Origin of the sequence: Micromonospora sp. LOL_025 (assembly GCF_048060285.1) — a bacterium.
Lineage (GTDB): Bacteria > Actinomycetota > Actinomycetes > Mycobacteriales > Micromonosporaceae > Micromonospora.
In genome coordinates, this window is the sequence record NZ_JBHMIR010000044.1 from 1 (window position 1) to 23269 (window position 23269).

The 23269-nt window shown below is 75.0% G+C and carries 27 protein-coding genes; 19 read left to right on the top strand and 8 right to left on the bottom strand.

Going from position 1 to position 23269, the window contains the following annotated elements; all coding sequences use genetic code 11:
- The first annotated feature begins 279 nt into the window (after positions 1 to 279).
- A complete protein-coding gene (locus ACFHW0_RS29460) occupies positions 280 to 1233 on the top strand; it encodes a pirin family protein (protein ID WP_416612932.1) in 954 nt (317 codons plus the stop codon).
- Between the two features lie 42 nt (positions 1234 to 1275).
- Positions 1276 to 1941 (top strand): hypothetical protein, encoded by a 666-nt coding sequence (locus ACFHW0_RS29465; RefSeq protein ID WP_416612871.1) that lies wholly within the window; start codon positions 1276 to 1278, stop codon positions 1939 to 1941.
- 288 nt (positions 1942 to 2229) lie between these two features.
- Here ACFHW0_RS29465 and ACFHW0_RS29470 read toward each other — a convergent pair whose 3' ends face one another.
- Both ACFHW0_RS29470 and ACFHW0_RS29475 read right to left on the bottom strand, forming a co-directional pair.
- On the bottom strand, positions 2230 to 2883 hold the full coding sequence (locus ACFHW0_RS29470; RefSeq protein ID WP_416612873.1) for a DUF1345 domain-containing protein: 654 nt from the start codon (positions 2881 to 2883) through the stop codon (positions 2230 to 2232).
- Between the two features lie 77 nt (positions 2884 to 2960).
- A complete protein-coding gene (locus ACFHW0_RS29475; protein ID WP_416612875.1) occupies positions 2961 to 3230 on the bottom strand; it encodes a DUF2795 domain-containing protein in 270 nt (89 codons plus the stop codon).
- Between the two features lie 154 nt (positions 3231 to 3384).
- Here ACFHW0_RS29475 and ACFHW0_RS29480 point away from each other — a divergent pair, with 154 nt between their 5' ends.
- Positions 3385 to 3795 (top strand): DUF2267 domain-containing protein, encoded by a 411-nt coding sequence (locus tag ACFHW0_RS29480; RefSeq protein WP_416612877.1) that lies wholly within the window; start codon positions 3385 to 3387, stop codon positions 3793 to 3795.
- 124 nt (positions 3796 to 3919) lie between these two features.
- Here ACFHW0_RS29480 and ACFHW0_RS29485 read toward each other — a convergent pair whose 3' ends face one another.
- Positions 3920 to 5086, bottom strand: a complete 1167-nt coding sequence (locus tag ACFHW0_RS29485; protein WP_416612879.1) for a CaiB/BaiF CoA transferase family protein — start codon at positions 5084 to 5086, stop codon at positions 3920 to 3922.
- Positions 5087 to 5159: 73 nt separating this feature from the next.
- Here ACFHW0_RS29485 and ACFHW0_RS29490 point away from each other — a divergent pair, with 73 nt between their 5' ends.
- From ACFHW0_RS29490 to ACFHW0_RS29525, 8 genes are all read left to right on the top strand, one after another.
- The gene (locus tag ACFHW0_RS29490) at positions 5160 to 6338 is read left to right on the top strand and encodes a glycosyltransferase family 4 protein (protein ID WP_416612881.1); all 1179 of its coding nucleotides are present in this window, start codon (positions 5160 to 5162) and stop codon (positions 6336 to 6338) included.
- Positions 6331 to 7320: a glycosyltransferase family 9 protein gene (locus tag ACFHW0_RS29495; protein WP_416612883.1), complete on the top strand. Its 990-nt coding sequence runs from the start codon at positions 6331 to 6333 to the stop codon at positions 7318 to 7320. The genes ACFHW0_RS29490 and ACFHW0_RS29495 overlap by 8 nt, the downstream gene beginning before the upstream one ends.
- A 226-nt stretch (positions 7321 to 7546) precedes the next feature.
- Complete coding sequence (locus ACFHW0_RS29500) at positions 7547 to 8566, top strand: TerC/Alx family metal homeostasis membrane protein (protein WP_416612885.1); 1020 nt, start codon at positions 7547 to 7549, stop codon at positions 8564 to 8566.
- Positions 8567 to 8646: 80 nt separating this feature from the next.
- Positions 8647 to 9237, top strand: coding sequence for a sulfite oxidase-like oxidoreductase (locus ACFHW0_RS29505; RefSeq protein WP_416612887.1), 591 nt, complete (start codon positions 8647 to 8649; stop codon positions 9235 to 9237).
- A complete protein-coding gene (locus ACFHW0_RS29510; RefSeq protein WP_416612889.1) occupies positions 9234 to 9968 on the top strand; it encodes a ferredoxin reductase in 735 nt (244 codons plus the stop codon). Before ACFHW0_RS29505 ends, ACFHW0_RS29510 begins: the two co-directional genes overlap by 4 nt.
- 20 nt (positions 9969 to 9988) lie before the next feature.
- Positions 9989 to 10282: a DUF6510 family protein gene (locus ACFHW0_RS29515; RefSeq protein ID WP_132238066.1), complete on the top strand. Its 294-nt coding sequence runs from the start codon at positions 9989 to 9991 to the stop codon at positions 10280 to 10282.
- A gap of 50 nt (positions 10283 to 10332) precedes the next feature.
- Positions 10333 to 10728 (top strand): hypothetical protein, encoded by a 396-nt coding sequence (locus ACFHW0_RS29520; RefSeq protein ID WP_416612891.1) that lies wholly within the window; start codon positions 10333 to 10335, stop codon positions 10726 to 10728.
- A gap of 62 nt (positions 10729 to 10790) precedes the next feature.
- Positions 10791 to 11318 carry a GNAT family N-acetyltransferase gene (locus ACFHW0_RS29525; protein ID WP_416612893.1) on the top strand — a complete coding sequence of 176 codons (528 nt, stop codon included), beginning with the start codon at positions 10791 to 10793 and terminating at the stop codon, positions 11316 to 11318.
- Between the two features lie 39 nt (positions 11319 to 11357).
- On the opposite strand, the gene ACFHW0_RS29530 is transcribed toward ACFHW0_RS29525, so the two are convergent.
- Positions 11358 to 11519 (bottom strand): hypothetical protein, encoded by a 162-nt coding sequence (locus ACFHW0_RS29530; protein ID WP_416612895.1) that lies wholly within the window; start codon positions 11517 to 11519, stop codon positions 11358 to 11360.
- Between the two features lie 200 nt (positions 11520 to 11719).
- Here ACFHW0_RS29530 and ACFHW0_RS29535 point away from each other — a divergent pair, with 200 nt between their 5' ends.
- Together ACFHW0_RS29535 and ACFHW0_RS29540 are read left to right on the top strand one after the other, a co-directional pair.
- Complete coding sequence (locus ACFHW0_RS29535; protein ID WP_416612897.1) at positions 11720 to 13873, top strand: glycogen debranching N-terminal domain-containing protein; 2154 nt, start codon at positions 11720 to 11722, stop codon at positions 13871 to 13873.
- A 51-nt stretch (positions 13874 to 13924) separates the two neighbouring features.
- Positions 13925 to 15226 carry an NAD(P)/FAD-dependent oxidoreductase gene (locus ACFHW0_RS29540; protein WP_416612899.1) on the top strand — a complete coding sequence of 434 codons (1302 nt, stop codon included), beginning with the start codon at positions 13925 to 13927 and terminating at the stop codon, positions 15224 to 15226.
- Positions 15227 to 15330: 104 nt separating this feature from the next.
- Here ACFHW0_RS29540 and ACFHW0_RS29545 read toward each other — a convergent pair whose 3' ends face one another.
- A complete protein-coding gene (locus ACFHW0_RS29545) occupies positions 15331 to 16125 on the bottom strand; it encodes a spermidine synthase (RefSeq protein ID WP_416612901.1) in 795 nt (264 codons plus the stop codon).
- 62 nt (positions 16126 to 16187) lie between these two features.
- Positions 16188 to 17168, bottom strand: coding sequence for a DUF2267 domain-containing protein (locus ACFHW0_RS29550; RefSeq protein WP_416612903.1), 981 nt, complete (start codon positions 17166 to 17168; stop codon positions 16188 to 16190).
- A 214-nt stretch (positions 17169 to 17382) separates the two neighbouring features.
- On the opposite strand from ACFHW0_RS29550, the gene ACFHW0_RS29555 reads away from it, so the two are divergent.
- A complete protein-coding gene (locus tag ACFHW0_RS29555; RefSeq protein WP_121397887.1) occupies positions 17383 to 17697 on the top strand; it encodes a hypothetical protein in 315 nt (104 codons plus the stop codon).
- Between the two features lie 73 nt (positions 17698 to 17770).
- Here ACFHW0_RS29555 and ACFHW0_RS29560 read toward each other — a convergent pair whose 3' ends face one another.
- Together ACFHW0_RS29560 and ACFHW0_RS29565 are read right to left on the bottom strand one after the other, a co-directional pair.
- Positions 17771 to 18115: an STAS domain-containing protein gene (locus tag ACFHW0_RS29560; RefSeq protein ID WP_416612905.1), complete on the bottom strand. Its 345-nt coding sequence runs from the start codon at positions 18113 to 18115 to the stop codon at positions 17771 to 17773.
- Between the two features lie 56 nt (positions 18116 to 18171).
- Positions 18172 to 18528, bottom strand: coding sequence for an STAS domain-containing protein (locus ACFHW0_RS29565; RefSeq protein ID WP_416612933.1), 357 nt, complete (start codon positions 18526 to 18528; stop codon positions 18172 to 18174).
- Positions 18529 to 18777: 249 nt separating this feature from the next.
- Between ACFHW0_RS29565 and ACFHW0_RS29570 the strand changes: the two genes are divergently transcribed.
- The 5 genes from ACFHW0_RS29570 (at position 18778) to ACFHW0_RS29590 (ending at position 23237) form a co-directional block, all read left to right on the top strand.
- On the top strand, positions 18778 to 20538 hold the full coding sequence (locus ACFHW0_RS29570) for a SpoIIE family protein phosphatase (protein ID WP_416612907.1): 1761 nt from the start codon (positions 18778 to 18780) through the stop codon (positions 20536 to 20538).
- The gene (locus ACFHW0_RS29575) at positions 20535 to 21587 is read left to right on the top strand and encodes a cobalamin B12-binding domain-containing protein (protein ID WP_416612909.1); all 1053 of its coding nucleotides are present in this window, start codon (positions 20535 to 20537) and stop codon (positions 21585 to 21587) included. The genes ACFHW0_RS29570 and ACFHW0_RS29575 overlap by 4 nt, the downstream gene beginning before the upstream one ends.
- Positions 21588 to 21672: 85 nt before the next feature.
- Positions 21673 to 22020: an STAS domain-containing protein gene (locus ACFHW0_RS29580; RefSeq protein ID WP_416612911.1), complete on the top strand. Its 348-nt coding sequence runs from the start codon at positions 21673 to 21675 to the stop codon at positions 22018 to 22020.
- 70 nt (positions 22021 to 22090) lie between these two features.
- On the top strand, positions 22091 to 22537 hold the full coding sequence (locus tag ACFHW0_RS29585) for a response regulator (protein ID WP_121397893.1): 447 nt from the start codon (positions 22091 to 22093) through the stop codon (positions 22535 to 22537).
- A 151-nt stretch (positions 22538 to 22688) separates the two neighbouring features.
- The gene (locus ACFHW0_RS29590) at positions 22689 to 23237 is read left to right on the top strand and encodes an ATPase (RefSeq protein WP_416612914.1); all 549 of its coding nucleotides are present in this window, start codon (positions 22689 to 22691) and stop codon (positions 23235 to 23237) included.
- Positions 23238 to 23269: the final 32 nt, after the last annotated feature.

Here is a 23269-nt window from a genome sequence, read left to right on the forward strand (position 1 = left end):
CCCCGACCACTACGCCCAGTGGGAGCAGCAGGCCGCCGACCTCGTCACCGAGCACTGGAACAGCTGACAGCGCGATACATGACATGCCGCTGGCCGGCACTCCACCCGGGGTGCCGGCCAGCGGCACGTCCGGGGTCCCGGCGTCGCCGCATCGGCCCAGCGAACTCCGGCTACCCGGCGACGGACTGAGCCGGCACCGTAGTCGGCTGGGCAGTGGGGCGACTGACGGGTTCGTGTCCCGCCCGGGCGTACAGTCGGGCGGTGGAGCGTGCCGAGAAGATGCCCGCGGAGACCCGACCACCCGGCGTGGCCAGCGCCGATCCCGGCAGCGTCCTGCTGCCGGGCCACGACGTGCCGCTGGGTCGCTACACGACCGTTCGTCGGCTGCTCCCGCAGCGGCAGCGGCGGATGGTCGGCGCCTGGTGCTTCGTGGACCACTTCGGTCCGGACGACGTGGCCGAGCGGCCCGGCATGGAGGTGCCGCCGCATCCGCACACCGGCCTGCAGACCGTGACCTGGCTGCTGGACGGGGAGATCCTGCACCGGGACAGCCTGGGCAACGTCCAGCCGATCCGCCCCGGCCAGCTCAACGTGATGACCTCGGGGCACGGCATCGCGCACTCGGAGCGGTCGCCCGAGCGGCACCCGCCACTGATGCACGGCGTGCAGCTCTGGGTCGCGCTGCCGGATCCGGCCCGCGCCGGGGCCGCCGACTTCGCCCACCACGCCGACCTGCCGCGCTGGCGCGACGGTGACCTGGACGTCACCCTGCTGGTCGGCGAGCTCGCGGGGGAGCGGTCCCCGGCCCTGACGTACACCCCGCTGCTCGGCGCGCAGGTGGAGCTGCACGGGCCCGCGCCGGCCACGCTGCCACTGCGGCCCGACTTCGAGTACGGGCTGCTGGCCATGTCCGGCGCCGCCGAGGTCGACGGGGTGCCGTTCGCACCGGGGGCGCTGCTCTACCTCGGCGCCGGCCGGGAGCGGCTCACCCTGACGGGCACGCCGGGCAGCCGGCTGCTGCTGCTCGGCGGGGCCCCGTTCGAGGAGCCGCTGGTGATGTGGTGGAACTTCGTCGGCCGCTCGCACGAGGAGGTGGCCGCCGCCCGGGAGGACTGGATGGTCGGGCGGCGTTTCGGCGTCGTCGCCGACGATCCCGCCCCGCCGTTGCCCGCCCCGGCACTGCCGACCACCCGCCTCAAGGCGCGCGACCGCAGCGGCGGGCTGCACGGCTGAGGCAGGCAGGCGTGGCCGGGCGCGGCGCGGGTAGTCGCCGGCATGCCGACCACAGCCACTTCCCGCGTCGAGGACAGGAAACGCCTGGTACGCCGGCTCGCCGGCAGCGGGCGCGGCTTCGCCGAGCAGTACGGCTTCCGGGTCGTCAACAACCCGGCGAGCCTGTTCCAGGTGCTCTGCCTCGCCGTGCTGCTGGCCCGCCGGGGTGACTTCCGGCGGGCCGTGGACAGCGCGCACGCCCTGCCCGCCGCGGGCTGGGACAGCGCCGCCCGGCTGGCCCGGTCCCTGCACGAAGACCGGGTACGCGTGCTGCGCGACAGCGGCCAACGCGGCGACGTCGACGCGCTCGCCGACACGCTCGGCGACCTGGCCTGCGCCGTGGCGGAGCGCTACCGGGGCGACCTGCGCCGGCTGCGCGCGGTGGCCCACCACGACCCGGCCCGGGAGCGGGAACTGCTCACCGAGTTGCCCGGGGTCGACGCCACGGTGGTCGACCTGTTCCTGCGCGAGGCCCAGGCGCTGTGGCGGGAGGTGGCGCCGGTGGCCGACCGGAGGGCGCTCGTCGCGGCCCGCCGGCTGGGGCTGGGCCGCTCCGCCGACGACCTGGCGGGCCTGGCCGGCAGCGGGGAGTCCGAGCGCCTGGCCTGGCTGGTCGGGGCGCTGGCCCGGGTCGACCTGGAGAAGCGGTACGCGGAGTTGACCGCCTGACGGGGTCCCGTTGCCCTCCGGGGGCGCGGCGTCGCCGTGGTGGGCTGGCCCACACTTCCTTCGTAATCGTACGAACGGGTGATGTTCCATCGTATGATGGTCGCGGCACTGATGCCCGCCCGGTTCGGGCGTACATCGACAGCCTGGTGGTCGTGGCCCGGTTCGGGCCCGACCGGCCACCGGACAGGTTCTGTGTGGCGCCCCGGTCGCGGTTCGCGACGGGGGCGCCCGCCTGTCCGGCACCCCCGCACTCCGCCGGCCGCCGGCCCACTTCACCCGGGCGCCGGCTCATCCCGCCAGGCCGGCCAGCAGGTTCACCGTGACCGCGATGATGAACGCCCCGAACAGGTACGACACCATCGAGTGTCGCAGTGCCGTCCGGCGCATCTCGTTGCTGGTCAGTGACGTGTCGGAGACCTGGAAGGTCGTCCCGACGGTGAACGCCACGTAGGCGAAGTCCGAGTAGCGGGGCGGCTCCGACTGGTTGAAGTCGATCCCACCGTCCGGCCCGGTGTAGTAGATCCGCGCGTACCGGGCGGCGAACACGGTGTGCACCACTAGCCAGGACAGCAGCACGCTCAGCACGCCCAGCCCGCCGTAGACGTTGCGGGCGGCCGTGGCGGGCGCCCCGTGCGCGCTGGTCACCACGACGCCGACGGCCAGCAGGCTGGCCAGGCAGGCGGAGAGCAGCAGCGCGTCACGCGCCGCCCGGTTCGGGTCCTCGTACACCGCCAACCGGGCCGTCCGCCGCGCGTCCATCGGCCACAGCTTGTGCCAGACCAGCACCAGCCAGCTCAGCGCCGCGGCGTCCCACCCGGCCAGTGGTGCCAGCGCCGGCGTGGCGGTCAGCGCGGTGAGTCCGCCGACCACCAGGCCGATCGCGCCCATCACGGTGAGCTGGACCGCGGCCGGGGTGTGCCCGACCGGCCCGCGCGTCGTCACCCGTCACCGGCGCGGGCGCCACGCTCCGGCCCGGGCGTGCCCGCGCCAGGCACGCTGCGGGCCCGCGACGGCAAGGCTCAGATGCCGCGCAGGTGCTGCGACACCCGCTGGTGCTTGTCCCGGGCCTGCGCCGCCCGCTGCGCGGGGCCGACCTCCGGGGCCGCCTCGATGCCCGCGGAGCGGGCCACCTCGTTGCCGTTGGCGTAGTCGACCGGCGGCAGGGCCCGCAACGCCCGCAGTATGTCCGGCGGGGCGCCCTCCCGTTCGGCCTCGCGTACCACGTCGTCCTTCTCGGCCGGGTAGTCCAGGCTCGACAGGTACTGCAGCACGTCGGCGTAACTCGCCATGGTGTCGGCTCCTCCGGGGCATCGATCCGGTCACGACCGGCGGCGGTTACCCGCCCGGCGGGCCGTCACGCGCCGTCCCGGGCGGAAATCCCCGTCGTTTCCCGGCCGCCTCGGCGGGTACGCGCAGGCCCCGACGCAGCCCCAAGGAGCCCGGATGAACTACGACACCTTCGTCGACCAGGTCGCCCAGCGCACCCGTACCCCCTCGGAGCAGGCGGTGGCGCTGACCCGGGCGACGCTGGAGACCCTCGCCGAGCGGCTGACCGGTGGGGAGGTGCTGGACCTGGCCGCGCAGCTGCCCAGGCCGTTGCAGCTCGTGTTGAAGCCGAGCCCGCGCACCGAGTCGGCGGAACGGTTCGGCGCGGCCGAGTTCGTCGCCCGCGTCGCCGTGCGGGCCGGCGTGACCGAGCCCGCGGCACGCGACGCCGCCCGGGCGGTCTTCGTGACCCTCCGCGAGGCGATCAGCGGCGGCGAGTTCGACGACGTGGTGGTTCAGCTCCCGCGCGACTTCCGGGACATGGTCGAGCCCGCGATGGCGCCGGGCGCCACCCTGCGCCGCTCCTGACCGCCGACCGCTCGCCCGTGCCCGCCGCCGCCTGTGGCGGGCCCGACGGAGGCGGTGCCGGCCGCGACCACCCGACCGTGGCGGTCCTGTCGTGGGGGTTCGGCCCGTGGTGGTGTCGGCCGCCTCAGGCGACGGCGCCGGCGGCGCGCAGGGCGGCGACCCGCTCCGGGGCGAAACCCGCCCCGGCCAGCAGCTCGTCGGTGTGCTCGCCCGGCTGGGGCGGGGGGCGGCGCAGCGCGGTGGGGGTGCCCGAGAAGCGGGGCGCCGGGGCCGGCTGGGTGACCCCGTCCCGCTCCACGAAGGTGCCCCGCGCGGCCAGGTGCGGGTGCTCCGGCGCCTCCCGCCAGTCCAGCACCGGCGCCACGCAGGCGTCCGAGGAGCCCACCAGCGCCGTCCACTCGTCCCTGGTCCGGGTGCGGAACAGCCGCGCCCACGACCGGCGCAGCGCCGGCCAGTTCGCCGGGTCGGTGCGGTCCAGCGCCTCGTCCGGGGCCAGCGGGAAGCCGGTGCGCCGGACGAGTTCGTCGTAGAACCGCGGCTCCAGCGCGCCGACCGCCAGGTACCGGCCGTCGGCGCACTCGTAGGTGTCGTAGAAGGGAGCGCCGCCGTCGAGCAGGTTCACCCCGCGCGGGTCCTGCCACATGCCGAGCCGACGCAGCGCGTGGATCTGGGTGCTGAGCACCGCAACGCCGTCGACGATGGCCGCGTCGACCACCTGCCCACGCGCGCCGCCGCGCACCGCGTACAGGGCGGAGACCAGGCCGAGGGCGAGCATCATGCCGCCGCCGCCGAAGTCGCCGAGCAGGTTCATCGGCGGTACGGGGCGCTCGCCGGCCCGGCCGATCCCGTGCAGCGCGCCCGTCAACGCCAGGTAGTCGATGTCGTGCCCCGCGTACGGGGCCGCCGGCCCCTCCTGCCCCCAGCCGGTCATCCGCCCGTACACCAGCCGGGGATTCGCCGCGAGGCAGTCCGCCGGGCCGACACCGAGCCGCTCGGTGACCCCCGGGCGGAACCCCTCGATCAGCGCGTCGGCGCCGGCGACCAGGGCCAGCACCACCTCCCGGCCGCCGGGGGACTTGAGGTCGACCCCGATCGAGCGGCGCCCCCGGTTGAGCAGGTCCGGGTGCGGGGTGCCGAAGGCGTCCGGGTCGACGTCCGTGGCCCGGTCCACCCGGACCACGTCCGCGCCCAGGTCGGCCAGCATCATCGCGGCGAACGGGCCGGGACCGATGCCGGCCAGCTCGATCACCCGCACGCCGGCCAACGGGCCGGCCGGGACGTCCTCGGTCATCGGCACACCATAGGCGAGGCGCGTTTGCGTCGTAAGGGGTCGGGAACCCGCCCGCCGAGCAGCGGGAGGTGGCGTGGTCGACGACCGGATCAGGGTGGCGATGCTGCACGGTCCCGGTCGGCCCGACGCCGACGGCGTCAGCGACTACGTGACGCATCTTCTCGAGGCGCTCGACGGCGTCGGGGTCGAGGCGACCCCGGTGCCGGTGCGGCCCGACGCCGACCGGGGACGCTGGCGGGCCGCCACCGCCCGGGCCGCCCGCCGGGTCCGCGAGCTGGCCCCCGACGTGGTGCACGTGCAGTTCGCCCCGTCGGCGTACCGGTTCTCGGGGCAGCCCGGACTGCTGCCGTGGCGGCTGCCCCGGCGGGTGCCGCTGGTCACCACCCTGCACGAGTACGGCTGGTGGGCCTGCCCCGGCTGGCTGCCGGGGCGGCTCTGGTCGGCGGTGGAGCGGGCCCGCTGCTGGGACCGGGAGTCCGGCCGGCTGGTGCCGGCGAGCGCGGCCGTGATCGTCACGAACCCCGGCCACGGCGACGTCGTCCACGCGCGTACCGGCCGGCGGGCCACGCACATCCCGATCGCCCCGAACGTCGTCGACCGCGTCGGCGCGTCCACCGCGGGGCTGCGCCTGCGGGTGGAGCTGGGCCTACCGGAGGGCGCGCCGCTGCTGGCCTTCTTCGGTTTCGTGCATCCGGTCAAGGGACTGCGGTACCTCATCGAGGCGCTGCCCGAGCTGCGGCGCGACCACCCGGACCTGCGGCTGCTGGTGGTCGGCGGGTTCACCTCGCAGGCGCTGCCCGAGCGGGAGGCGCGGGCGTTCCGCGGGGAGCTGACCGGGCTGGCCGGGCGGTGCGGGGTGGCCGAGGCGGTGACATTCACCGGGCACCTGTCCGCCGACCGGGTCTCCGCCGCGCTGCACGCCGCCGACGTGGCGGTGCTGCCGTTCACCACAGGGGTGAGCACGAAGAGCGGGGCCCTGCTCGCCGCGCTCGCGCACGGCGTGCCGACCGCGGTGACGCAGTCCGACGCCGGCGACGACGGGTTGCGGCGCAGCGGCGCGGTGGCGGTGATCGGCGCCCGCCGGGACAGCGCGGCGGTCGCGCGTACCGTCGGCAGGCTGCTCGCCGACCCGGTGCTGCGTCGCCGGCTCGCCGAGCGCGGGCGGGCCTTCGCCGCCGCGTACTCCTGGCCGAGGGTGGCCGCCGCGCACCGTGACCTCTACGCCCGGACCCTGGGGCGCGCGGATGCCTGACCGGTACGCGGACATCCTGGTGGTCGACCTGCTCGGCGGGATCGGCGACCTGCTGATGCTGCTGCCGGCGGTGCACGGCCTGGCCCGCCGCAACCCCGGCGCGCGACTGCGGGTGCTCACCCACGATCCCGGGGCGGAGCTGGTGCGCGCCGACCCGGCGGTCGCCGAGGTGCGCACCCCCCGGCACGGCCGGCCGGGCGCGGAGCGGGACGCGGTCGTCGAGGCGCTCGCGGCCTCCCGACCGGACCTGGCGGTCACCACCACCCGCTACGACGGGATCCCGGAGCTGCTCGAGGGCGGGGCCGGACGGGCCGTGACGAACCTGTGGCGCGGCCCGCCGCCGGAGCAGCCGGTCGGCGACCGCTACCTGGAGATCCTCTGCGCCGAAGGACTGCTCGGCGCGGCCGACCGGGCCGCCCGGCCCCGGGTGCACCTGGGCGACGAGGCCCGGCGCGCGGGGGAGCGGGCGGTGGCCCGGCTGGTGGGGGAGCCCCTCGCACCGCCGGTGGTGCTCGTCACCGACGCCGGGATGGCGGTCAAGCGCTGGCCGGACCGGCACTGGCGAGGGCTGGCCGGCGCCCTGACCCGGCGCGGGCACCCGGTGCTCACGGTCGGCCCGGTCGACCCCGCCGCGCCGCTCGGGGTGCCGCTGCCCCGGGCCGACCTGCCCACCCTCGCCGGGCAGTTCGCGGCGGTGGGCCGGCGCGGCGGGGTGGTGGTCGGGCCGGACACCGGGCCGGTGCGCCTCGCCGCCGCGACCGGCGCCACGACGGTGGCGCTGTTCGGCCCCACCGACGCCCGGCGGTACGGGATGGGCGGCGCCGACCTCCAGGGCCTGCCCGGCTGCGGGTACCGGCGTGCCACCGCCATCACCGAGCAGCCCTGCTGGTGGGAGGCGCGCTGCCCGCTCGACGCGGCCGGCCCGGCGTGCATGGCCGACCTCGACGTGGCAACCGTGCTCGCCGCCGTCACCGCCCGCTGAGCGGGGACGAAAGCCCCTCGACGACCCGTACCACACCGTGCGCGCGTGCTCCGGCGTGCCCCGTTTGCCGAGCCCACGGGCCTGCCCTAACCTTGTCGCGACGAGGGGAGTACTTCCCACGAGCCATCCCGGTCAGTACGGCGTGCCCGGAGCATGCCTCGGGTGGCTGCCCACGAAAAGTGGGTGAAGGAGACCTCGAACATGACAGGGTGTTCGAGGAGGCTCCATGTCCGATTTGCCATATCTTGCTGCCACCGGTCTCCAGTCGGTCGGCACCCCCACGCTGTGGGGCGTCACCATCGCCGCCGTGATCGCCCTGCTGGTGTTGGACTTCCTGGTCACCCGCAAGCCGCACGAGGTGTCGATGCGGGAGGCGCTGGGCTGGTCCGCCTTCTACATCGCCCTGCCGCTGGCCTTCGGCGTCTGGGTCTGGTCCCGCTTCGGCTCGAAGCAGGGCGTGGAGTACCTCACCGGTTACCTGGTCGAGAAGTCCCTCTCGGTCGACAACCTGTTCGTCTTCATGCTGCTGCTGGCCGCGTTCGCGGTGCCGGCCGAGCTGGCCCAGCGGGCCCTGCTCTACGGCATCACCGGCGCGCTCCTGCTGCGGGCGGTGTTCATCGCCATCGGCGCGGCGGCCCTGCAGACCCTCGACTTCGCCTTCCTGCTCTTCGCGATCATCCTGCTGCTCACGGCGGCGAAGCTGCTGCGCGACGCCGTCACCGGGCACGAGCAGGAAGTCGACATCAGCAAGATGCGCTCGGTGAAGCTGCTGCGCAGGTTCATGCCGGTCACCGAGGACTACCACGGCCCCAAGATGGTCGTCCGCATCGCCGGCCGGCGGACGCTCACCCCGTTCGCCCTCGTGGTGACCGCGCTGCTCGCCACGGACATCGTCTTCGCCGTCGACTCCGTGCCCGCCGTCTACGGCATCACCGAGGACCCGTACCTGGTCTTCGCCACCAACGCGTTCGCCCTGCTGGGGCTGCGGGCTCTCTATTTCGTGCTGCACGCCGCGCTCAGCCGGCTCGTGCACCTCAGCTACGGCCTGGCGATCATCCTGGCGTTCATCGGCCTCAAGCTCGGCCTGCACTGGGCGCACGGCATCTGGAAGGGCGTGCCGGAGATCCCGACCCTCGCCTCCCTGGGCGTCATCATCGGCGTCCTGGTGATCGTCACCCTCACCAGCCTGCGGGCCACCAGCAAGGCCGGCGGGAAGGAGAAGGAGGTCGTGGTCGAGCGGAACTGAGGCGTCACCCGTCACGGTGCGGTCCGGCCGACGGCGCCCCGCCGCCGCAGCCCCGGTGGTACGACTGACGGGTGGGAATCGTGTCACCGGGCTTTGAGGGCCGGCCCCGCTCCGCGGAGCCGGCCCTGCCGCCGGGGCAGTACCTGACGCAGGACTTCCCGGTGCTCTCCGCCGGCCCGACGCCGCGGGTACCGCTGGAGACCTGGGAGTTCGTCGTCTCCACCGAGTCCGGCGCCGAGTTCCGGTGGAGCTGGGACGAGCTGATGGCGCTGCCCCAGGAGACCCCGGCCGTGGACATCCACTGCGTCACCCGCTGGTCGAAGCGGAACACCGACTGGCAGGGGGTCTCCCTGGACACGCTGCTGGAGGGCATCGACACGGGCGCCCGGTACGCGCAGGCCCACTCGTACGGCGGCTACACCACGAACCTGCCGCTGGCGGACCTGCGCGGCGGGCGGGCCTGGATCGCGCACCGGTACGACGGCGGCCCCCTGCCGGCCGAGCACGGCGGCCCGGCCCGGCTGCTCGTGCCGCACCTCTACTTCTGGAAGTCCGCCAAGTGGGTGCGCGGCATCCGGCTCACCACGGACGACCAGCCCGGGTTCTGGGAGACCGCCGGCTACCACGACTACGGTGACCCGTGGCGTGAGCAGCGGTACCAGGGCGATTGACCGCCCCGCTGCGTTGGCGGGTGGCCCGGCTGTGCGAGCGCCGGGTGGAGACGCCGACGGCGCACACCCTGGTGCTGGAGGCGCCCGGCTGGCCGGGGCACCTGCCCGGGCAGCACGTCGACGTGCGGCTGACCGCCCCCGACGGCTACCAGGCGGCCCGGTCGTACTCGCTCGCCGGCCCGGCCGAGGGCGACCGGATCACGCTGACCGTGCAGCGGGTGTCCGACGGCGAGGTGTCGCCGTACCTGATCGACGTCTACGCCGAGGGCGACCCGGTGGAGGTGCGCGGCCCGGTCGGCGGCTGGTTCGTCTGGCGGCCGGAGGAGACCGCGCCGGTGCTGCTGGTGGCCGGCGGGTCGGGCGTCGTGCCGCTGATGGCGATGGTCCGGGCCCGCCGCGCCGCCGGCAGCCGGGTGCCGTTCCGGCTGATCTACTCGGTGCGCACCCCGGCCGACGTGTTCTACGCCGACGAGCTGCGCCGCCGGGTCCGCGACGACCTGGGCCTGGACGTCGCGTACGTGTACACCCGCGAGGCGCCGCCGGGCTGGCGGGGCGAGCCGCACCGGATCGGGCTGGCCGACGTCAACAACCACGGCTGGCCGCCCGAGCTGGACCCGCTCTGCTACGTCTGCGGCCCGACCGGCTTCGTCGAGACGGTGGCGGACCTGCTGGTCGGGCTCGACCACCAGAGCCGGCGGGTGAAGACCGAACGGTTCGGCCCCACCGGCTGAGCGTGGAGGAGGAGCGCCCGATGACCGACACGTCGTACCTGGACGGCAACATGCTCGACGGCCCGCTGCGGGAGTTGTTCGCCGTCGACCTGAGCACCGCCGCCGGGCGGTGCGAGCACTGCCGCACGCTCGGCCCGCTGGCCGGCCTGCGGGTCTACCCGCACGCACCCGGCCTTGTCGGCCGCTGCCCGAACTGCGCCGAGGTGATGCTGCGGCTGGTCCGCTCGCCCGGGCACGCCTGGCTGGACCTGCGCGGGGCCACCTTCCTGCGGGTGCCGATGCCGCCGGAGCAGCCGTACCCGGGCCCGCTGTGACGGCGGGGGAGGGGGACGTGACACCGACTCCCGGACCGGACGGAGGCGACGTGACGGACGAGGCCCTGCGGGCGCGGTCGGCGCGGGAGGTGTTCGACGACCACCTGCGGCTGGCCGCCGAGCACCGGTTCGCGGAGGACCTGGCGCGCAACGTCTCGCCGTCGTGCGTGGTCCTCGAACGGCGCGGCGTGTTCCGCGGGCACGCGGGCGTCGGGGAGCTGGCGCGCCTGCTGGAGGAGGAACTGCCCGGTGCCCGCTACGTGTACACGAACCAGCTGGTCGAGGGCCGGGTGGCGTTCCTGGAGTGGACGGCGCGGATCGAGGGCGTACGGGTGCGCGACGGGGCGGACTCGTTCCTCATCGAGCAGGGCTGGATCGTCGCCCAGACCATCCACTACACCCTGGAGCGGGTCGCCGGCGAAGCGGACCGGCCCTCGGGTCCGTGAGGGCCGGGGCGCGCCCGGCAGCGACTGGACAACGGCGCGGACCAGGGCGACAGTGGTTCGCCGTGAGATACCTGCGTACGGCGGGTCCGGCCGCCATCCGTCGCCCCCGGCCGGACGACGAGGCCGAGTTCGTCGCGGCGGCCCGGCGCAGCCGTGACCTGCACCATCCCTGGCTCGCCGCGCCCGACGACCCGGCGCGGTACGCCGCGTACCTGCGCAAGATCCGCCGTTGGGACCACGCCGGCTACCTGATCTGCGACCGGGACTCCGGGGCGATCGCCGGCTACGTGAACATCAGCGGGATCCTCATGGGCGCGCTGCGCGGCGGCTACCTCGGCTACGCCGCCTTCCTGCCGTACAGCGGCACCGGGCACGCCTCCGCCGGCATCGGCCTGGTGGTGCGGCACGCCTTCGAGGCGCTCGGCCTGCCCCGGCTGGAGGCGAACATCCAGCCGGGCAACGAGCCGTCCCGCCGGGTGGCCCGCAAGCTCGGTTTCCGGCTGGAGGGCTACTCGCCGGACTACCTGTTCATCGACGGGGCGTGGCGCGACCACGAACGGTGGGCGATCACGGCGCCGCCCGGCACGTAGGCCGGTGGCGGCCCGTCACGACCGCCACCGGCCGCCGGGTCAGCGCCCGGGCCGGCGTGCCTCGGGCCGCTGGCCGTCGAGGCGCACGAACCGCCCCTGCTTCTGCTCGACGCGCCGACGCTGCCGGGACGTGAGCTGCGTGCGACCGCTCTGCCGCAGGTAGATCGGCTGCCGCCGGTCGTTCGACATCGGTGTGCTCATGGCGCTGTCCTCCCGTCGCTCGGGTGGCGGTGGAGCACCACCGTGCCGCCGGGGCGGGTGAGGTGGACCCACCCGCCCCGGGTGATCCGGCCCGTCGGTGGACGGCCGCGGTCGTGCGCGTCGTTCGCCCGCGCGCGGTCCGCGCCGCTTCACCCGGAGCGGGTGATGACGTACGGCGACGGTCTTCCTACGCTGGAGTCATGGCTGTCGTCCGTCCGACCCCCGCCGACCCCACACCCGGCCTGCGGGCCGCCGCCGGGGAGAGCGGCGACCAGCGGGCCATGCCGCCCGAGCTGGGCCCGGACTCGATCGCCGTGCTCAGCGGCCCGACCTTCATGTACTCCGACCCCTGCGGGGACGTGCCGCCGGGCAGCATCGGCGGCCTGGTGCACCTGGACACCCGGCTGATCAGCGGCTGGGTGCTCACCCTCAACGGCGAGCAACTGCTGGTGCTGCGCGCCGAGACCATCGACCACTACTCGGCCCAGTACGTGCTGACCAATCCGGCCCAGCCCGACCTGCCGCCGGACAGCCTGGGCATCCGGCGGCTGCGCTACGTCGGCGACGGCTTCCACGAGCGGGTGGAGATGGTGTCCTTCCGGCCGGAGCCGGTCCGGTTCGAGCTGCGGCTGGCCGTGGGCGCCGACTTCGCGGACCTGTTCGAGGTCAAGTCCGGGGTCCGGGACCGCTCCGCGGAGATCACCCGCAGCCACGCGCAGGACGGCTCGGAACTGTGCTTCACGTACGCCCGGGGCGACTTCGCCGCCGAGACCCGGGTCTGCTGCTCCCGGCCGGCGGACCGGATCGAGGGCGACGACCTCGTCTGGGACATCACCCTGCACAGACGCGAGGAGTGGTACGTCGACCTGCACGTGCCGCTGCCACCGGGAATGGGGGTGGTGGAGCCGGTCCGGGGCGACATCGCCGACGTGTTCCACCGCCGCGCCGACGACCCGGTGCGCCGCTGGGCCCTCGGGCGGGCGGCGCTGCGCAGCGACAACCAGGCGCTGGGGCGGACGCTCGAGCAGACCCGCGACGACCTGGCGGCGCTGCGCCTCGACCTGGAGGTGAAGGGGCAGCGCATCATGCTCCCCGGCGCCGGCCTGCCCTGGTTCCTCTCCGTCTTTGGCCGGGACACCCTCATCACCGCGTACCAGACGCTGGTCGCGGGCCCGGCGCTGGCGAGAGGCGCGTTGCTCGCGCTGGCCCGGTTGCAGGGCGAGAAGTGCGACGACTTCACCGACGAGGAACCGGGCAAGATCCTGCACGAGGTGCGTAGCGGCGAGCTGACGCGGACGGGGTTGAAGCCGTACGGGCCGTACTACGGCTCTGCCGACGCCACCCAGCTCTGGCTGGTCCTGCTGTCGGAGTACTGGCGGTGGTCCGGCGACGACGAGACCGTCCGCTTCCTGCGTGACAACGCGCTCGCCGCGCTGCACTGGATCGACCGGTACGGCGACCGCGACGACGACGGCTACGTCGAGTACGCGACGCGCTCCCCGGAAGGGCTGGGCAACCAGTGCTGGCGCGACTCTCCGGACGGCGTCTGCTTCGCCGACGGCCGCATCCCGGTGCTGCCGATCGCCACCAGCGACCTGCAGGGCTACACCTACGACGCGAAGCTGCGCCTGGCCGAGCTGGCCGACGGCCCGCTCGCCGACCCCGACCTGGCCCGCCGGCTGCGCGCCGAGGCCGAGGCGCTGTACGAGCGGTTCAACCGCGACTTCTGGATCGACGACCGGGGCGGCTTCTACGCGGTGGGGCTGGACGGCGACAAGAACCCGATCGACTCGAAGACCTCCAACATGGGGCACCTGCTGTGGAGCGGGATCGTGCCGCCGGAGCGGGCCGGCACGGTGGTGCGGCAGCTGATGGGCGAGGACATGTTCTCCGGTTGGGGGATCCGCACGCTCTCCTGGGAGGACCGGCTCTACAACGCCCTCGGCTACCACCTGGGCACCGTCTGGCCGCACGACAACTCGCTGGCAGCGCTCGGCATGTCCCGCTACGGCTACCGGGCGGAGGCGAACCGGGTGAGCCTTGCCCTGCTCGAAGCCGCCGAGCAGTTCGGTCACCGGCTGCCGGAGGCGATGAGCGGATTTCCCCGGGAGCGGCTGCTCTTCGCGATCCCGTACCCGACCGCGTGCAGCCCGCAGGCGTGGGCGGCCGGTACGCCGCTGGCCCTGGTCCGGGCGATGCTCAACCTGAACCCGGTGGACGGCCGGCTGGTCCTCGACCCCGACATCCCGCACGAGATCGGGCGGATCGCCGCCGAGCGGGTGCGGGCGTTCGGGCGCTGCTGGGAGGTGGAGGCGGTCGGTCAGACCGGGCACGTCCGGCTGGCCGAGTGCTGAATCGTCCGACCTGCCACGTTTGCCCCGCCCCGGGGTGGGAACGGGGCGGCAATGACGAAACCTCGTGTGGTCATCGTGGGGGCCGGGTTCGCCGGTTACCACGCGGCGAAGGCGTTGAGCCGGCTGGCCCGGGGTCGGGCCGAGATCGTGGTGCTGAACTCCACCGACTACTTCCTCTACCTGCCGTTGCTGCCCGAGGTGGCCGCCGGCGTGGTCGAGCCCCGGCGGATCTCCGTGCCGCTGACCGGGACGCTCGACGGCGTGCGGGTGCTGATCGGCGAGGCCGACCACGTCGACCTGCAGAACCGCTGGGTCGGCTTCACCCAGCCGGAGGGGGACCGCAACCGGATCGCGTACGACCGGCTCGTGCTGGCCGTCGGCAGCGTCAACAAGCTACTGCCGATTCCCGGCGTGACCGAGTACGCCCACGGCTTCCGCGGCCTGCCCGAGGCCCTCTACCTGCACGACCACGTGATCCGGCAGATCGAGCTGGCCGAGCAGACCGAGGATCCGGCCGAGCAGCAGGCGCGCGCCACCTTCGTGGTCGTCGGCGCCGGCTACACCGGTACCGAGGTGGCCGCGCACGGCCAGCTCTTCACCGACGAGCTGGTCTCCCAGCGCCCCCGACTCAAGATCCGCCCGAAGTGGCTGCTGCTCGACGTCGCGCCCCGGGTGCTGCCGGAGCTGGACCAGCGGATGTCGGACACCGCCGACCGGGTGCTGCGCCGCCGGGGCGTGGACGTGCGGATGGGCACCTCGGTGGCCGTGGCGACCGCCGACGGGGTGACGCTCACCGACGGCGACTACGTGCCCACCTGCACCCTGGTCTGGTGCGTCGGCGTGCGTCCCGACCCGTTCGTCGCCGAGCTGGGACTGCGCACCGAGCGGGGCCGCCTGGTCGTCGACGAGTTTCTCAGCGTCCCCGGCTTCCCCGAGGTGTACGCCTGCGGCGACGCGGCCGCCGTGCCGGACCTGACCCGGCCCGGGCAGATCTGCACCATGACGGCGCAGCACGCGCAGCGGCAGGGCAAGCTGGCCGCGCACAACATCGCCGCCTCCTACGGGCAGGGGAAGCGCAGGCCGTACAAGCACCACGACCTGGGCTGGGTGGTCGACCTGGGGGGCAAGGACGCGGCGGCGAACCCGTTGAAGGTGTCGCTGTCCGGGCTGCCCGCCAAGGCGGTCACCCGCGGCTACCACCTGCTGGCGATGCCGGGCAACCGGATCCGGGTGGGCGCCGACTGGATGCTCGACGCCGCGCTGCCGCGCCCGGCCGTGCAGTTCGGCCTGGTCCCGGCCAACGCCGTGCCGCTGGAGAGCTCCTCGCCGGAGGTGGCCGTCCGGGCGCGCTGACCGCCCGCCCGGTGCGCGTGCGCACGGAAAGGCCCGCCCCGGTCCCCCGGTGCCGGCCCAAGGGTCGTGGCCGCCCGCGCCGGGAGTCCCGAGGGGCGGCCGCCTCAGCACGCGGCGAGGGCGGCGTCGGTGGCGGGCCGGGCGCCGGCGACGAACGCGTCCAGGGCCGGCCCGTGCAGCACCCCGCCGGGCACCGGATCCCGCGCGACCCGGGCGGACAACCGGGCCACCGGCAGCCGCCCGGGGCGCGGCGCGGCGGCGAGCACCACGTTGCCGTACCGCCGCCCGCGCAGCATCCGGCGGTCGGCGACCAGGCAGACGTCGGCGAAGACCGCCCGCAGGGTGGCCGCCTGGACCCGGGCGAAGACCAGCGGCGGCAGGTCGGTCACGTTGACCAGGAGTACGCCGTCGGGGCGCAGGGTCCGGGCCACCTCGGTGACGAACTCGACACTGCGCACGTGGGCGGGCATCCGCGCCGCCCGGTAGATGTCGGCGAGCACCAGGTCGTAGCCGGCCGAGGGCGCCCGGGCCACCGCGTCCCGGGCGTCGGCCACCCGCACGTCGACGCCGGCGGGCAGCGCGGGCAGTTGCCGCGCCACCAGGTCGACCACGGCGGGATCGCGCTCCACGACCAGCTGCGGCGAGCCGGGCCGGGTGGCGGCCACGTAACGGGGCAGGGTCAGCGCGCCGCCGCCCAGGTGCAGCACGTCCAGCGGGCGGCCGGGCGGCGCCGCCAGGTCGGCCACGGCGGCCATCCGCCGCACGTACTCGAAGTGCAGGTGCCGGGGGTCGGCCACGTCCACGTAGGACTGCTCGACGCCGGCGGCGAGGAGCGTACGCCCGGTGGGGCGGGCCGGGTCGACGACCAGCTCCAGCCGGGGCCCGTCGGAGGCATCCACCCCGGCAGGCTAGCCGAGCCGGGGCGGGCCGGCGGGTGGGCTCCCGCCGGCCCGTGCGCCGGTCAGCCGGCCGCCATCCCGGCACCCGCCTCGTCGATCGCGTCGTCGACGGCGTGGGCGAGGTCCACGTCCATCGCGGTCACCGCCCCGGCCTGCCGGGACCGTACGGTCAGCACGGCGGTGGTCGGGTCGGGGCGGCCGATGCGCGGGCCGCGACCGGTCTCCTGCCGCAGCCGGTCGATGCGGTCCAGCACCCGGTCCAGGTTGTCCGCCGGCAGCTCCAGCGTGCGGGACAGCGCCTCGCCGTCGCCGGACCAGTACGGCAGCTCGTCGAGCGCCTCCCGCAGGTCCGTGTCGCGCAGCGGGGGTGTCGCGCTGACCGCGCCGACCACCCCGCCGCCGACGGACGGCGGCTCCAGCAGGTCACGCAGGCCGTCCGGCACGTGCAGCGACTCGATCAGGTCGCCGTCGTGGTCGGCCAGTGCCGCCACGGTCGCCTCCGCCTGGTAGCGGGCCTGCTCCGGGGTGCGGCCGCTGATCCGGCCCACCTCGGCCAGGAAACCGGGCAGGTCCGGGCGTCGCCTGATGCCGTCCACCGGGAGGACGTCGTGCAGCTTCGTCGGCACCGCCGTCAGCAGCCGACGGCGTTCCGCCTCGCCGAGGGCGAAGGCCAGGACCAGCACGGTCGACTCGACGCCCACCTTGGCGGTCCGGAAGTCGACCCCGGTACGGCGGCCGACATCGTCGACCAGCGCGTGGTAGCCCAGCGGGGTTCCGTCCGGCGCGCCGGCGCCCCGGTCGGGCAGGGGGCGGGGGGACTCCGCGACGCCCGCCGGTGGCGGTGCCGGCCCGCCCCGGGTGCTGTCCGGCTTGTGTCGGCTGCCGGCCGGCGGCGGGCCGTCGCGCCTGCCCTGCTCCAGGTGGGTGAGCTGCTTGGAGGCGCTCAGGCTGGCCCCCGTCTCGCTGGCCTGCATGCCGCGCTCGCGGGCCTGCCGGGCCAGCGCGCGGCGACGCTGGTTGTCGCCCTCCATCTGCTTGCGCATGGTGACACCTCGCTTCCGCTGGTGTTCCCCTCGCTTCCGCCGGTCGCCTTCCCGTCGTCGCCGGCACCGAAACGGACGCCGGCGGCCGGGCCGGCGACGCCCGGGCGGGCGGCGGGACAGCTTCATCCGGCGGGGGTGAGGGGCGGTCACCCGGCCGGAGCCGACGATCGCAGCGGACCGGAGAACTTCCGAGAACGCGGAAGGACAGGTCGTGATGAAGAGGATCGTCGAGATCGTTCCCGCCCGGCCCGGCTGGTACGCCCGCTGGCGCCTCTCGGCCGAGGACACCCGCTGCTACCCGGTGAGCCTGTGGGCGCTGCTGGAGGAGGGCGACGGCTCGGGTCGCGAGGTGGTCGGGGTGGACTGCATCGGGCAGTGGCCCGGAGCGGACGACAACGAGGCGGGTGGGGTGTTCGTCCGCTATCTCTTCCAGACTCCCGATTCCGGGCCGCCGGAGGACGCCGAGCCGCCGTCGACGGGGCAGCGGCGGACCACCGGACCCCGGCTGCAACCGCTCACGGCACCCTGATCCTCACTCCGGCCCCCGGCCCCTGGTCCCAGGGTCGGGGGCCACCCCTCGGCAAGTGCCGACACGGCCGGACTCAGCCCGCCCGGCGGGTGCCGCCGTCGATGGCGCGTTCGACCGCGAGCAGTTCGGCCAGGCCGGTGCGGTCGAGCAGCTGCTGGAGCTGGGGACCGACCCCGACCAGTCGGATCGCGCCCGTGCCGCCGTGATGGGCGATCAGGAACGCGCTGAGCCCGGACGAGTCGCACAGGCTGACCGCGCTCAGGTCGAACAGGAGCTCCTGGTAGCCGTCGCGGCGCAGCTCGGCGGCGACGGCGACGAGTTCCGGGGCGGTGTCGAAGTCCAGCTCACCGGACAGCCGGAGCCGGGCGCGCCCGGCGTCGAGCCGGGTCACCTCGATGGTCAACAGCTGAGCGGCCATGCGCCCATGTTCACAGTCCCGGGGCCGGGTGCAAAGCGGGGGCCCGGCGGAGCGCGTCAGGCCGTGCCGGCGGAACGTCCGGCGGCACCGTCAGCCGCCGCCAGGCCCTCGCCGAGCGGCCGGGCGAGCAGGCCCGTGACGCCGGTCATGTCGAGGATCGTCTCCAGGAACCGGGGCACGGCGCGCAGCCGGAGGGCGGTGCCGCACTGCTGCCCCTCGCGCCACGCGTGCACGATCACCCCCAGGCCGCTGCTGTCGATGAAGAGCAGGCCGGTGAAGTCGAGGACGAGGGCCGGTGGTGCGCCGGCGAGCATCCGGTCGACCTCGGCGCGCAGCGGCCCGGCGGTGGTGTAGGCGAGGTCGCCCCCGACCTGGATGAGTGGTGCGGCCGGATCCGACCGGTCGACGGTCACGCTCAACGGCGTCGCCTCGGGTTGGCTCCGATGGGACAGCAACATCACGCCCTTTCGCCGGCCGCCGAGGGGCGGGGGTGAGGGGATCGTAACAACGCGGGGCGGCTCCCGCCCGGCACGCGAGCGCCGACCGCCCGACGGGCGTCGGGTGGCGTTCGCGGCACACGGGCGTAGGGTGGGTGCCAGGGATCTGACCACATGTGCCGCCTCGCGGTGGTACGGGTGTCGACAAGGAGTGGGGCTCAGCTGGTGACTGCTGCGGACGTCCGGGACTCAGATCCCGGCGACGGGCGGATCTCCACGCCGAGTGCCGCACGGGCCACGGCGCGGTCCGTCGGCACCCCGGGACGCCCGGCCTCCGCGCTCCCCGCGCTCGCGGCCGACCGGGAGCACGCGACGCCCGACTGGTCCGAGGTGGTCGAGCACTTCCGCGAGGGCCTCGTCGTCTGCGACGCGCAAGGTGTCGTCCGGCACGTCAGCCCGGTGGCCGAGCGGCTGCTGCCCGAGGTCACCCCCGGCGAGCTGCTCGCGGCGGCCGGTGTCTCGGGGCTGACCGCCGACGGCGAGTTCACCCACCACGGCCGTCGACTGCGCGCGCGCCGGGTGCCGCTGTCGGGCGCCCGCTGCTGCTGGTACGTCGAGGACGTCACCGAGAGCGTCACCCGCGCCGACGCCCTGCTCGCCGAGCGGGCCCGCTCGGCGTTCCTGGCGGTCGTCGGCGAGAAGCTGGGCAATCCCCTGCACCCGGACCGGGCCGCCGCGGCGGTGGTGCGCCTCGCCGTGCCGACGCTGGCCGAGGTGGCGGTGCTGGTGCTGGCGCCCCGTTCCGGTCGGGCCCGCTGGTGGCGGGCCGCCCGCAGCGACGACGACGCCCCGGTGGTCGACAGCGGCGTCCTGCCTGCCGCCGACCTGCCCGCGGCGATCACCGAAGGGCTGGACGGCGTGGAACCGCACACCGTCGACTGGCTGGCGGAGCAGGCCGTGGAGGCCGGCTGGCTGCCCGGGCTGACCGGGGCGGAGGCCTGCGCGCGGGTGCTGCCGCTGCCCGGTCGGGACGCCCCGGCCGGCGTGCTGCTGGTCGCGCGGCGCGTCGACCGCTGGTACGACGAGGCCGACGTGGACCTTGCCCGTGCCTTCGCGGCCCGGGCGGGGGCGGCGCTGACCACGGCGCTGCTCTACCGCGACCAGGCCGAGGTCGCCGACACGCTCCAGGCGAGCCTGGTGCCGGTGGAGCCGGCTGAGGCGACCGGGGTGCAGTGGGGCACGGCGTACCGGCCGGCCCAGGCCGGGTTGCGCATCGGTGGCGACTTCTACGGCTCGCACCGGCTGGCCGACGGCGGCTCCGTGTTCTTCCTGGGCGACGTCTCCGGCAAGGGCGTCGAGGCCGCGGTCTTCACCGGCCAGCTGCGCCAGTGCCTTCAGGCGCTGCACCGGGTCGAGTCGCAGCCGGGGCGGCTGCTGAAGCTGCTCAACGACGCGCTGCTGGAGACCAGCCAGGCGCAGGGGCAGGGACGTTTCGCGACCATGGTGCTGGGAGTGGTCCGTGCGCACCGCGAGGGTGGCCTCACCCTGACCCTGGCCGGCGGCGGTCACCTGCCGCCGCTGGTGCTGCGCGGCTCCGGCGAGGTCGAGCCGGTCCCGCTGTCGGGCATGCTGGTCGGCGTGGTCCCCGATCCCCGGATCGGGGAGGTGACCGTCCGGCTGGAGCCGGGCGAGACCTGCCTGCTCTACAGCGACGGGGTCACCGAGGCACGCGGGGGCCGCCGCGGCAACGAGCAGTTCGGCACGGAGCGGCTGGTGCACGCCGTCACCGGCTGCCAACGGATGCCCGCGCCCGCCCTGGCCGAGCGCGTCGAGCAGGTGACCTGCGACTGGCTTGGCCACGGCGACCACGACGACATCGCCGTGCTCGCGCTGCGCGCGACCGGTCCGGGCGGACGTACGCCCAGGCACCTGCACGCGGTGCCCGACGCGAGCGGCACCGCCGAGGTGAGGGAGACCCGACCGTGACCGCCGCCCCGACCGCCGGGGCCACCCCGGCCGACGCCTGGACCGGATACCTGGACTGCCTCCAGGAGGCCGACGAGTACGCCGCCATCGAGGTGGCCACCGGCCTGCTCGAGGCCGGCGTGCCCGCGGAGCGGGTCCTGCTCGACCTGGTCGCCCCGGCGCAGGCCGAGGTGGGGGAGCGGTGGGCACGCAACGAGTGGAGCGTCGCCCAGGAGCACGCCGCGACGCACATCAGCGAGCGGGTGGTGGCGGCGGTGGCGGCGTACGCGAACCCGCGCCCGACGCGCGGCCGGGTCGTGGTGGCCTGCATGGACGGCGAGTGGCACGCCCTGCCGCCCCGGCTGGTCGCCGAGGTGCTGCGGCTGCGGGGCTGGCAGGTCACCTTCCTCGGCGCGAGCGTCCCCGCCCCGCACCTGGTGTCGTACCTGCACCGGCACGACGCCCACGCGGTCGCGCTCGCCTGTGCGCTGCCGATGCGCCTGCCGCACGCGCACCGCATGATCGAGGCGTGCCGGCGCGTGGACGTCCCCGTGGTCGTGGGGGGCCGGGGGTTCGGCGCGGACGGACGCTGGGCCCGGCGGCTCGGCGTCGCCTGGGCGCCCGACGCCCCGACCGCCGCGGACCTGGTCGCCGACGAGCGCGCGCTGCGCCGCGTACCGCCGGCGGAGTTGAGCCACCTGGCCGACGACGAGTACACCAGCCTGGCCAAGCGGCGCGGCGAGCTGATCGACGGCGCGCTGGCGGACCTGCGGGAACGCGACCCCGGGACGCGGGACTACACGCCCAGTCAGCTGGACTCCACCGTCAGCGATCTCGGCTATATCGTGGACTTCCTGGCCGCCGCGCTCTACGTCGACGACGGCTCGCTGTTCACCGAGTTCGTCGACTGGCTGGTCGAGATCCTCACCAGTCGGGGTGTGCCGGCCCCCACGCTGCGGTCGACTCTGGAACACTACGGGCGGGTCCTGCGCGACTTCCCCCGGGCCGCGCGGTTCCTCGGGGCGGCGCGGGCGTCCGTGGCCACGATGGGCGGTGCCGGGTCGCGCTGAGCGCCGGTGCGACCGCGTCCGGTGCCCCTGCTTATACTTGCCACACTGCAAGCATCCGCCTGCGGTGGAGCGAGGGGGACCAGGGGTGACGTTCACCGTCACGTACGCCGACCGTGAGGGCGGGGCGACGCGCCTGCGACTGACCGGCGAACTCGACCTGAGCACCGCGCCCGAGCTCAACGCCGCCATCGACCGGCTGGTCGACGCCGGCGAGCGCCGCCTGCTGGTCGACCTGACGGAGCTGACCTTCTGCGACTCCACCGGGATCGCCGCCTTCGTCCGGGGCGACAACCGGGTCGCCGCCGACGGCGGGTGGCTGCGGGTGACCGGCGCCACCGGCCGGGTCGACCGCGTGCTCCAGGTGACGGGGCTGGCCGAGGTGCTGAGACACGAGTCCGGCAGGGCCGACCCGACAGCGCGGTCCGCCAGCTGATGGGCTAGATTTCCCCGCCGGCACAGAGCGCCTCGCGATTCCCCGTTCCACCGACCCGAAGCAGGTAGTGATGGGTGCAGACAGCCCGAGTCCGGTTCGCATCCTGGTGGTGGACGACGACCCGGGTGACGTGTTGATGATCGAGGAGGCCCTCGCGGACTCCGACGTCGACAAGGTCATCGACGTCGTCAGCGACGGCCAGGAGGCGATGGAGTTCCTGCGCCGCGAGGGGCGGCACACCGACGCGCGGCGGCCGGACGTCATCCTGCTCGACCTGAACATGCCCCGGATGGACGGGCGGCAGGTGCTCGGCGAGGTCAAGAGCGACGAGGACCTGCGTACCATCCCGATCGTCGTGCTGACCACCTCCAACGCCGACACGGACATCGTGGGCAGCTACACGCTCCAGGCCAACGCCTACGTCACCAAGCCGATCGACCTGGACGACTTCAACGACGTGGTGCGCCGGATCGACGAGTTCTTCGGCCGGGTGGTCGTGCTCCCGAAGCGCTCCTGAGGCGCCCGCGGGCGGATCGTCCACGCCCGGTCGCGCCGGCCCCCGCCGTGTCCGCATGGTGAACATTTTTCCCGAAGCCCCTCCGCTGCCGCCCCCGACGTCGAGGATCCAGGGTGGGGAAGGAAACACCAGCTGCCTGGGGGGCGACAGTATGAGGTTCTGCGTCGTTGAGACCGGCTACGACCAGCGGCAGGTCGATTCCTGCCTGGACCAGATCGGCGTCCGGTTGGCCCGGCTCGCCGCCCGGGCGGAGGGCGCCGCGAGGGCCGGTCGCGAGTGGGACGAGATCCGTGACGAGGCGACGGCGCTCCGCGGTCTGCTCGAACGGCTGGACCTCGGCGACGCGGACCGGACCCGGCGCGGCGTGGTCGACGCCGACCGCGAGGCGGTCGACCTGCTGGCCCGGGCGCGGGTCGAGCTCGACGCGGCCCGGGAGGAGGCCCGGCAGGTGCGCGAGCGCGTCTACGCCGAGGCCGTGCAGGCCCGCCGGGACTTCGAGGAGGCGCTGTACGCCCGGCGCAGGCGCGAGGCCCGGGTGGACCGGATCCTCGCCGGGTTGACCGTCGAACCGGTCCCGGCGGACACCCCGACCGCCGCGGCCGGGGTGCCCGGCAACGGGGTGCCGGCGACCCGAATCGCCGCCCGTGGCGGCGCGGACGCCTCCAGCGAGCCGCCGGGCGGTCGCGCCGGGATCCGCTGACCCTCGCCGCTCCAGGTCCGGCACGCGGGCGC

Coding starts and splice junctions, on each gene's coding strand:
- ACFHW0_RS29495 (WP_416612883.1), top strand. CDS start 6,331: ATGCCTGACCGGTACGCGGACATCCTGGTGGTCGACCTGCTCGGCGGG.
- ACFHW0_RS29480 (WP_416612877.1), top strand. CDS start 3,385: ATGAACTACGACACCTTCGTCGACCAGGTCGCCCAGCGCACCCGTACC.
- ACFHW0_RS29550 (WP_416612903.1), bottom strand. CDS start 17,168: ATGCGCAAGCAGATGGAGGGCGACAACCAGCGTCGCCGCGCGCTGGCC.
- ACFHW0_RS29500 (WP_416612885.1), top strand. CDS start 7,547: ATGTCCGATTTGCCATATCTTGCTGCCACCGGTCTCCAGTCGGTCGGC.
- ACFHW0_RS29460 (WP_416612932.1), top strand. CDS start 280: ATGCCCGCGGAGACCCGACCACCCGGCGTGGCCAGCGCCGATCCCGGC.
- ACFHW0_RS29560 (WP_416612905.1), bottom strand. CDS start 18,115: ATGGCCGCTCAGCTGTTGACCATCGAGGTGACCCGGCTCGACGCCGGG.
- ACFHW0_RS29555 (WP_121397887.1), top strand. CDS start 17,383: ATGAAGAGGATCGTCGAGATCGTTCCCGCCCGGCCCGGCTGGTACGCC.
- ACFHW0_RS29540 (WP_416612899.1), top strand. CDS start 13,925: ATGACGAAACCTCGTGTGGTCATCGTGGGGGCCGGGTTCGCCGGTTAC.
- ACFHW0_RS29465 (WP_416612871.1), top strand. CDS start 1,276: ATGCCGACCACAGCCACTTCCCGCGTCGAGGACAGGAAACGCCTGGTA.
- ACFHW0_RS29475 (WP_416612875.1), bottom strand. CDS start 3,230: ATGGCGAGTTACGCCGACGTGCTGCAGTACCTGTCGAGCCTGGACTAC.
- ACFHW0_RS29515 (WP_132238066.1), top strand. CDS start 9,989: ATGACCGACACGTCGTACCTGGACGGCAACATGCTCGACGGCCCGCTG.
- ACFHW0_RS29535 (WP_416612897.1), top strand. CDS start 11,720: ATGGCTGTCGTCCGTCCGACCCCCGCCGACCCCACACCCGGCCTGCGG.
- ACFHW0_RS29530 (WP_416612895.1), bottom strand. CDS start 11,519: ATGAGCACACCGATGTCGAACGACCGGCGGCAGCCGATCTACCTGCGG.
- ACFHW0_RS29590 (WP_416612914.1), top strand. CDS start 22,689: ATGAGGTTCTGCGTCGTTGAGACCGGCTACGACCAGCGGCAGGTCGAT.
- ACFHW0_RS29485 (WP_416612879.1), bottom strand. CDS start 5,086: ATGACCGAGGACGTCCCGGCCGGCCCGTTGGCCGGCGTGCGGGTGATC.
- ACFHW0_RS29585 (WP_121397893.1), top strand. CDS start 22,091: ATGGGTGCAGACAGCCCGAGTCCGGTTCGCATCCTGGTGGTGGACGAC.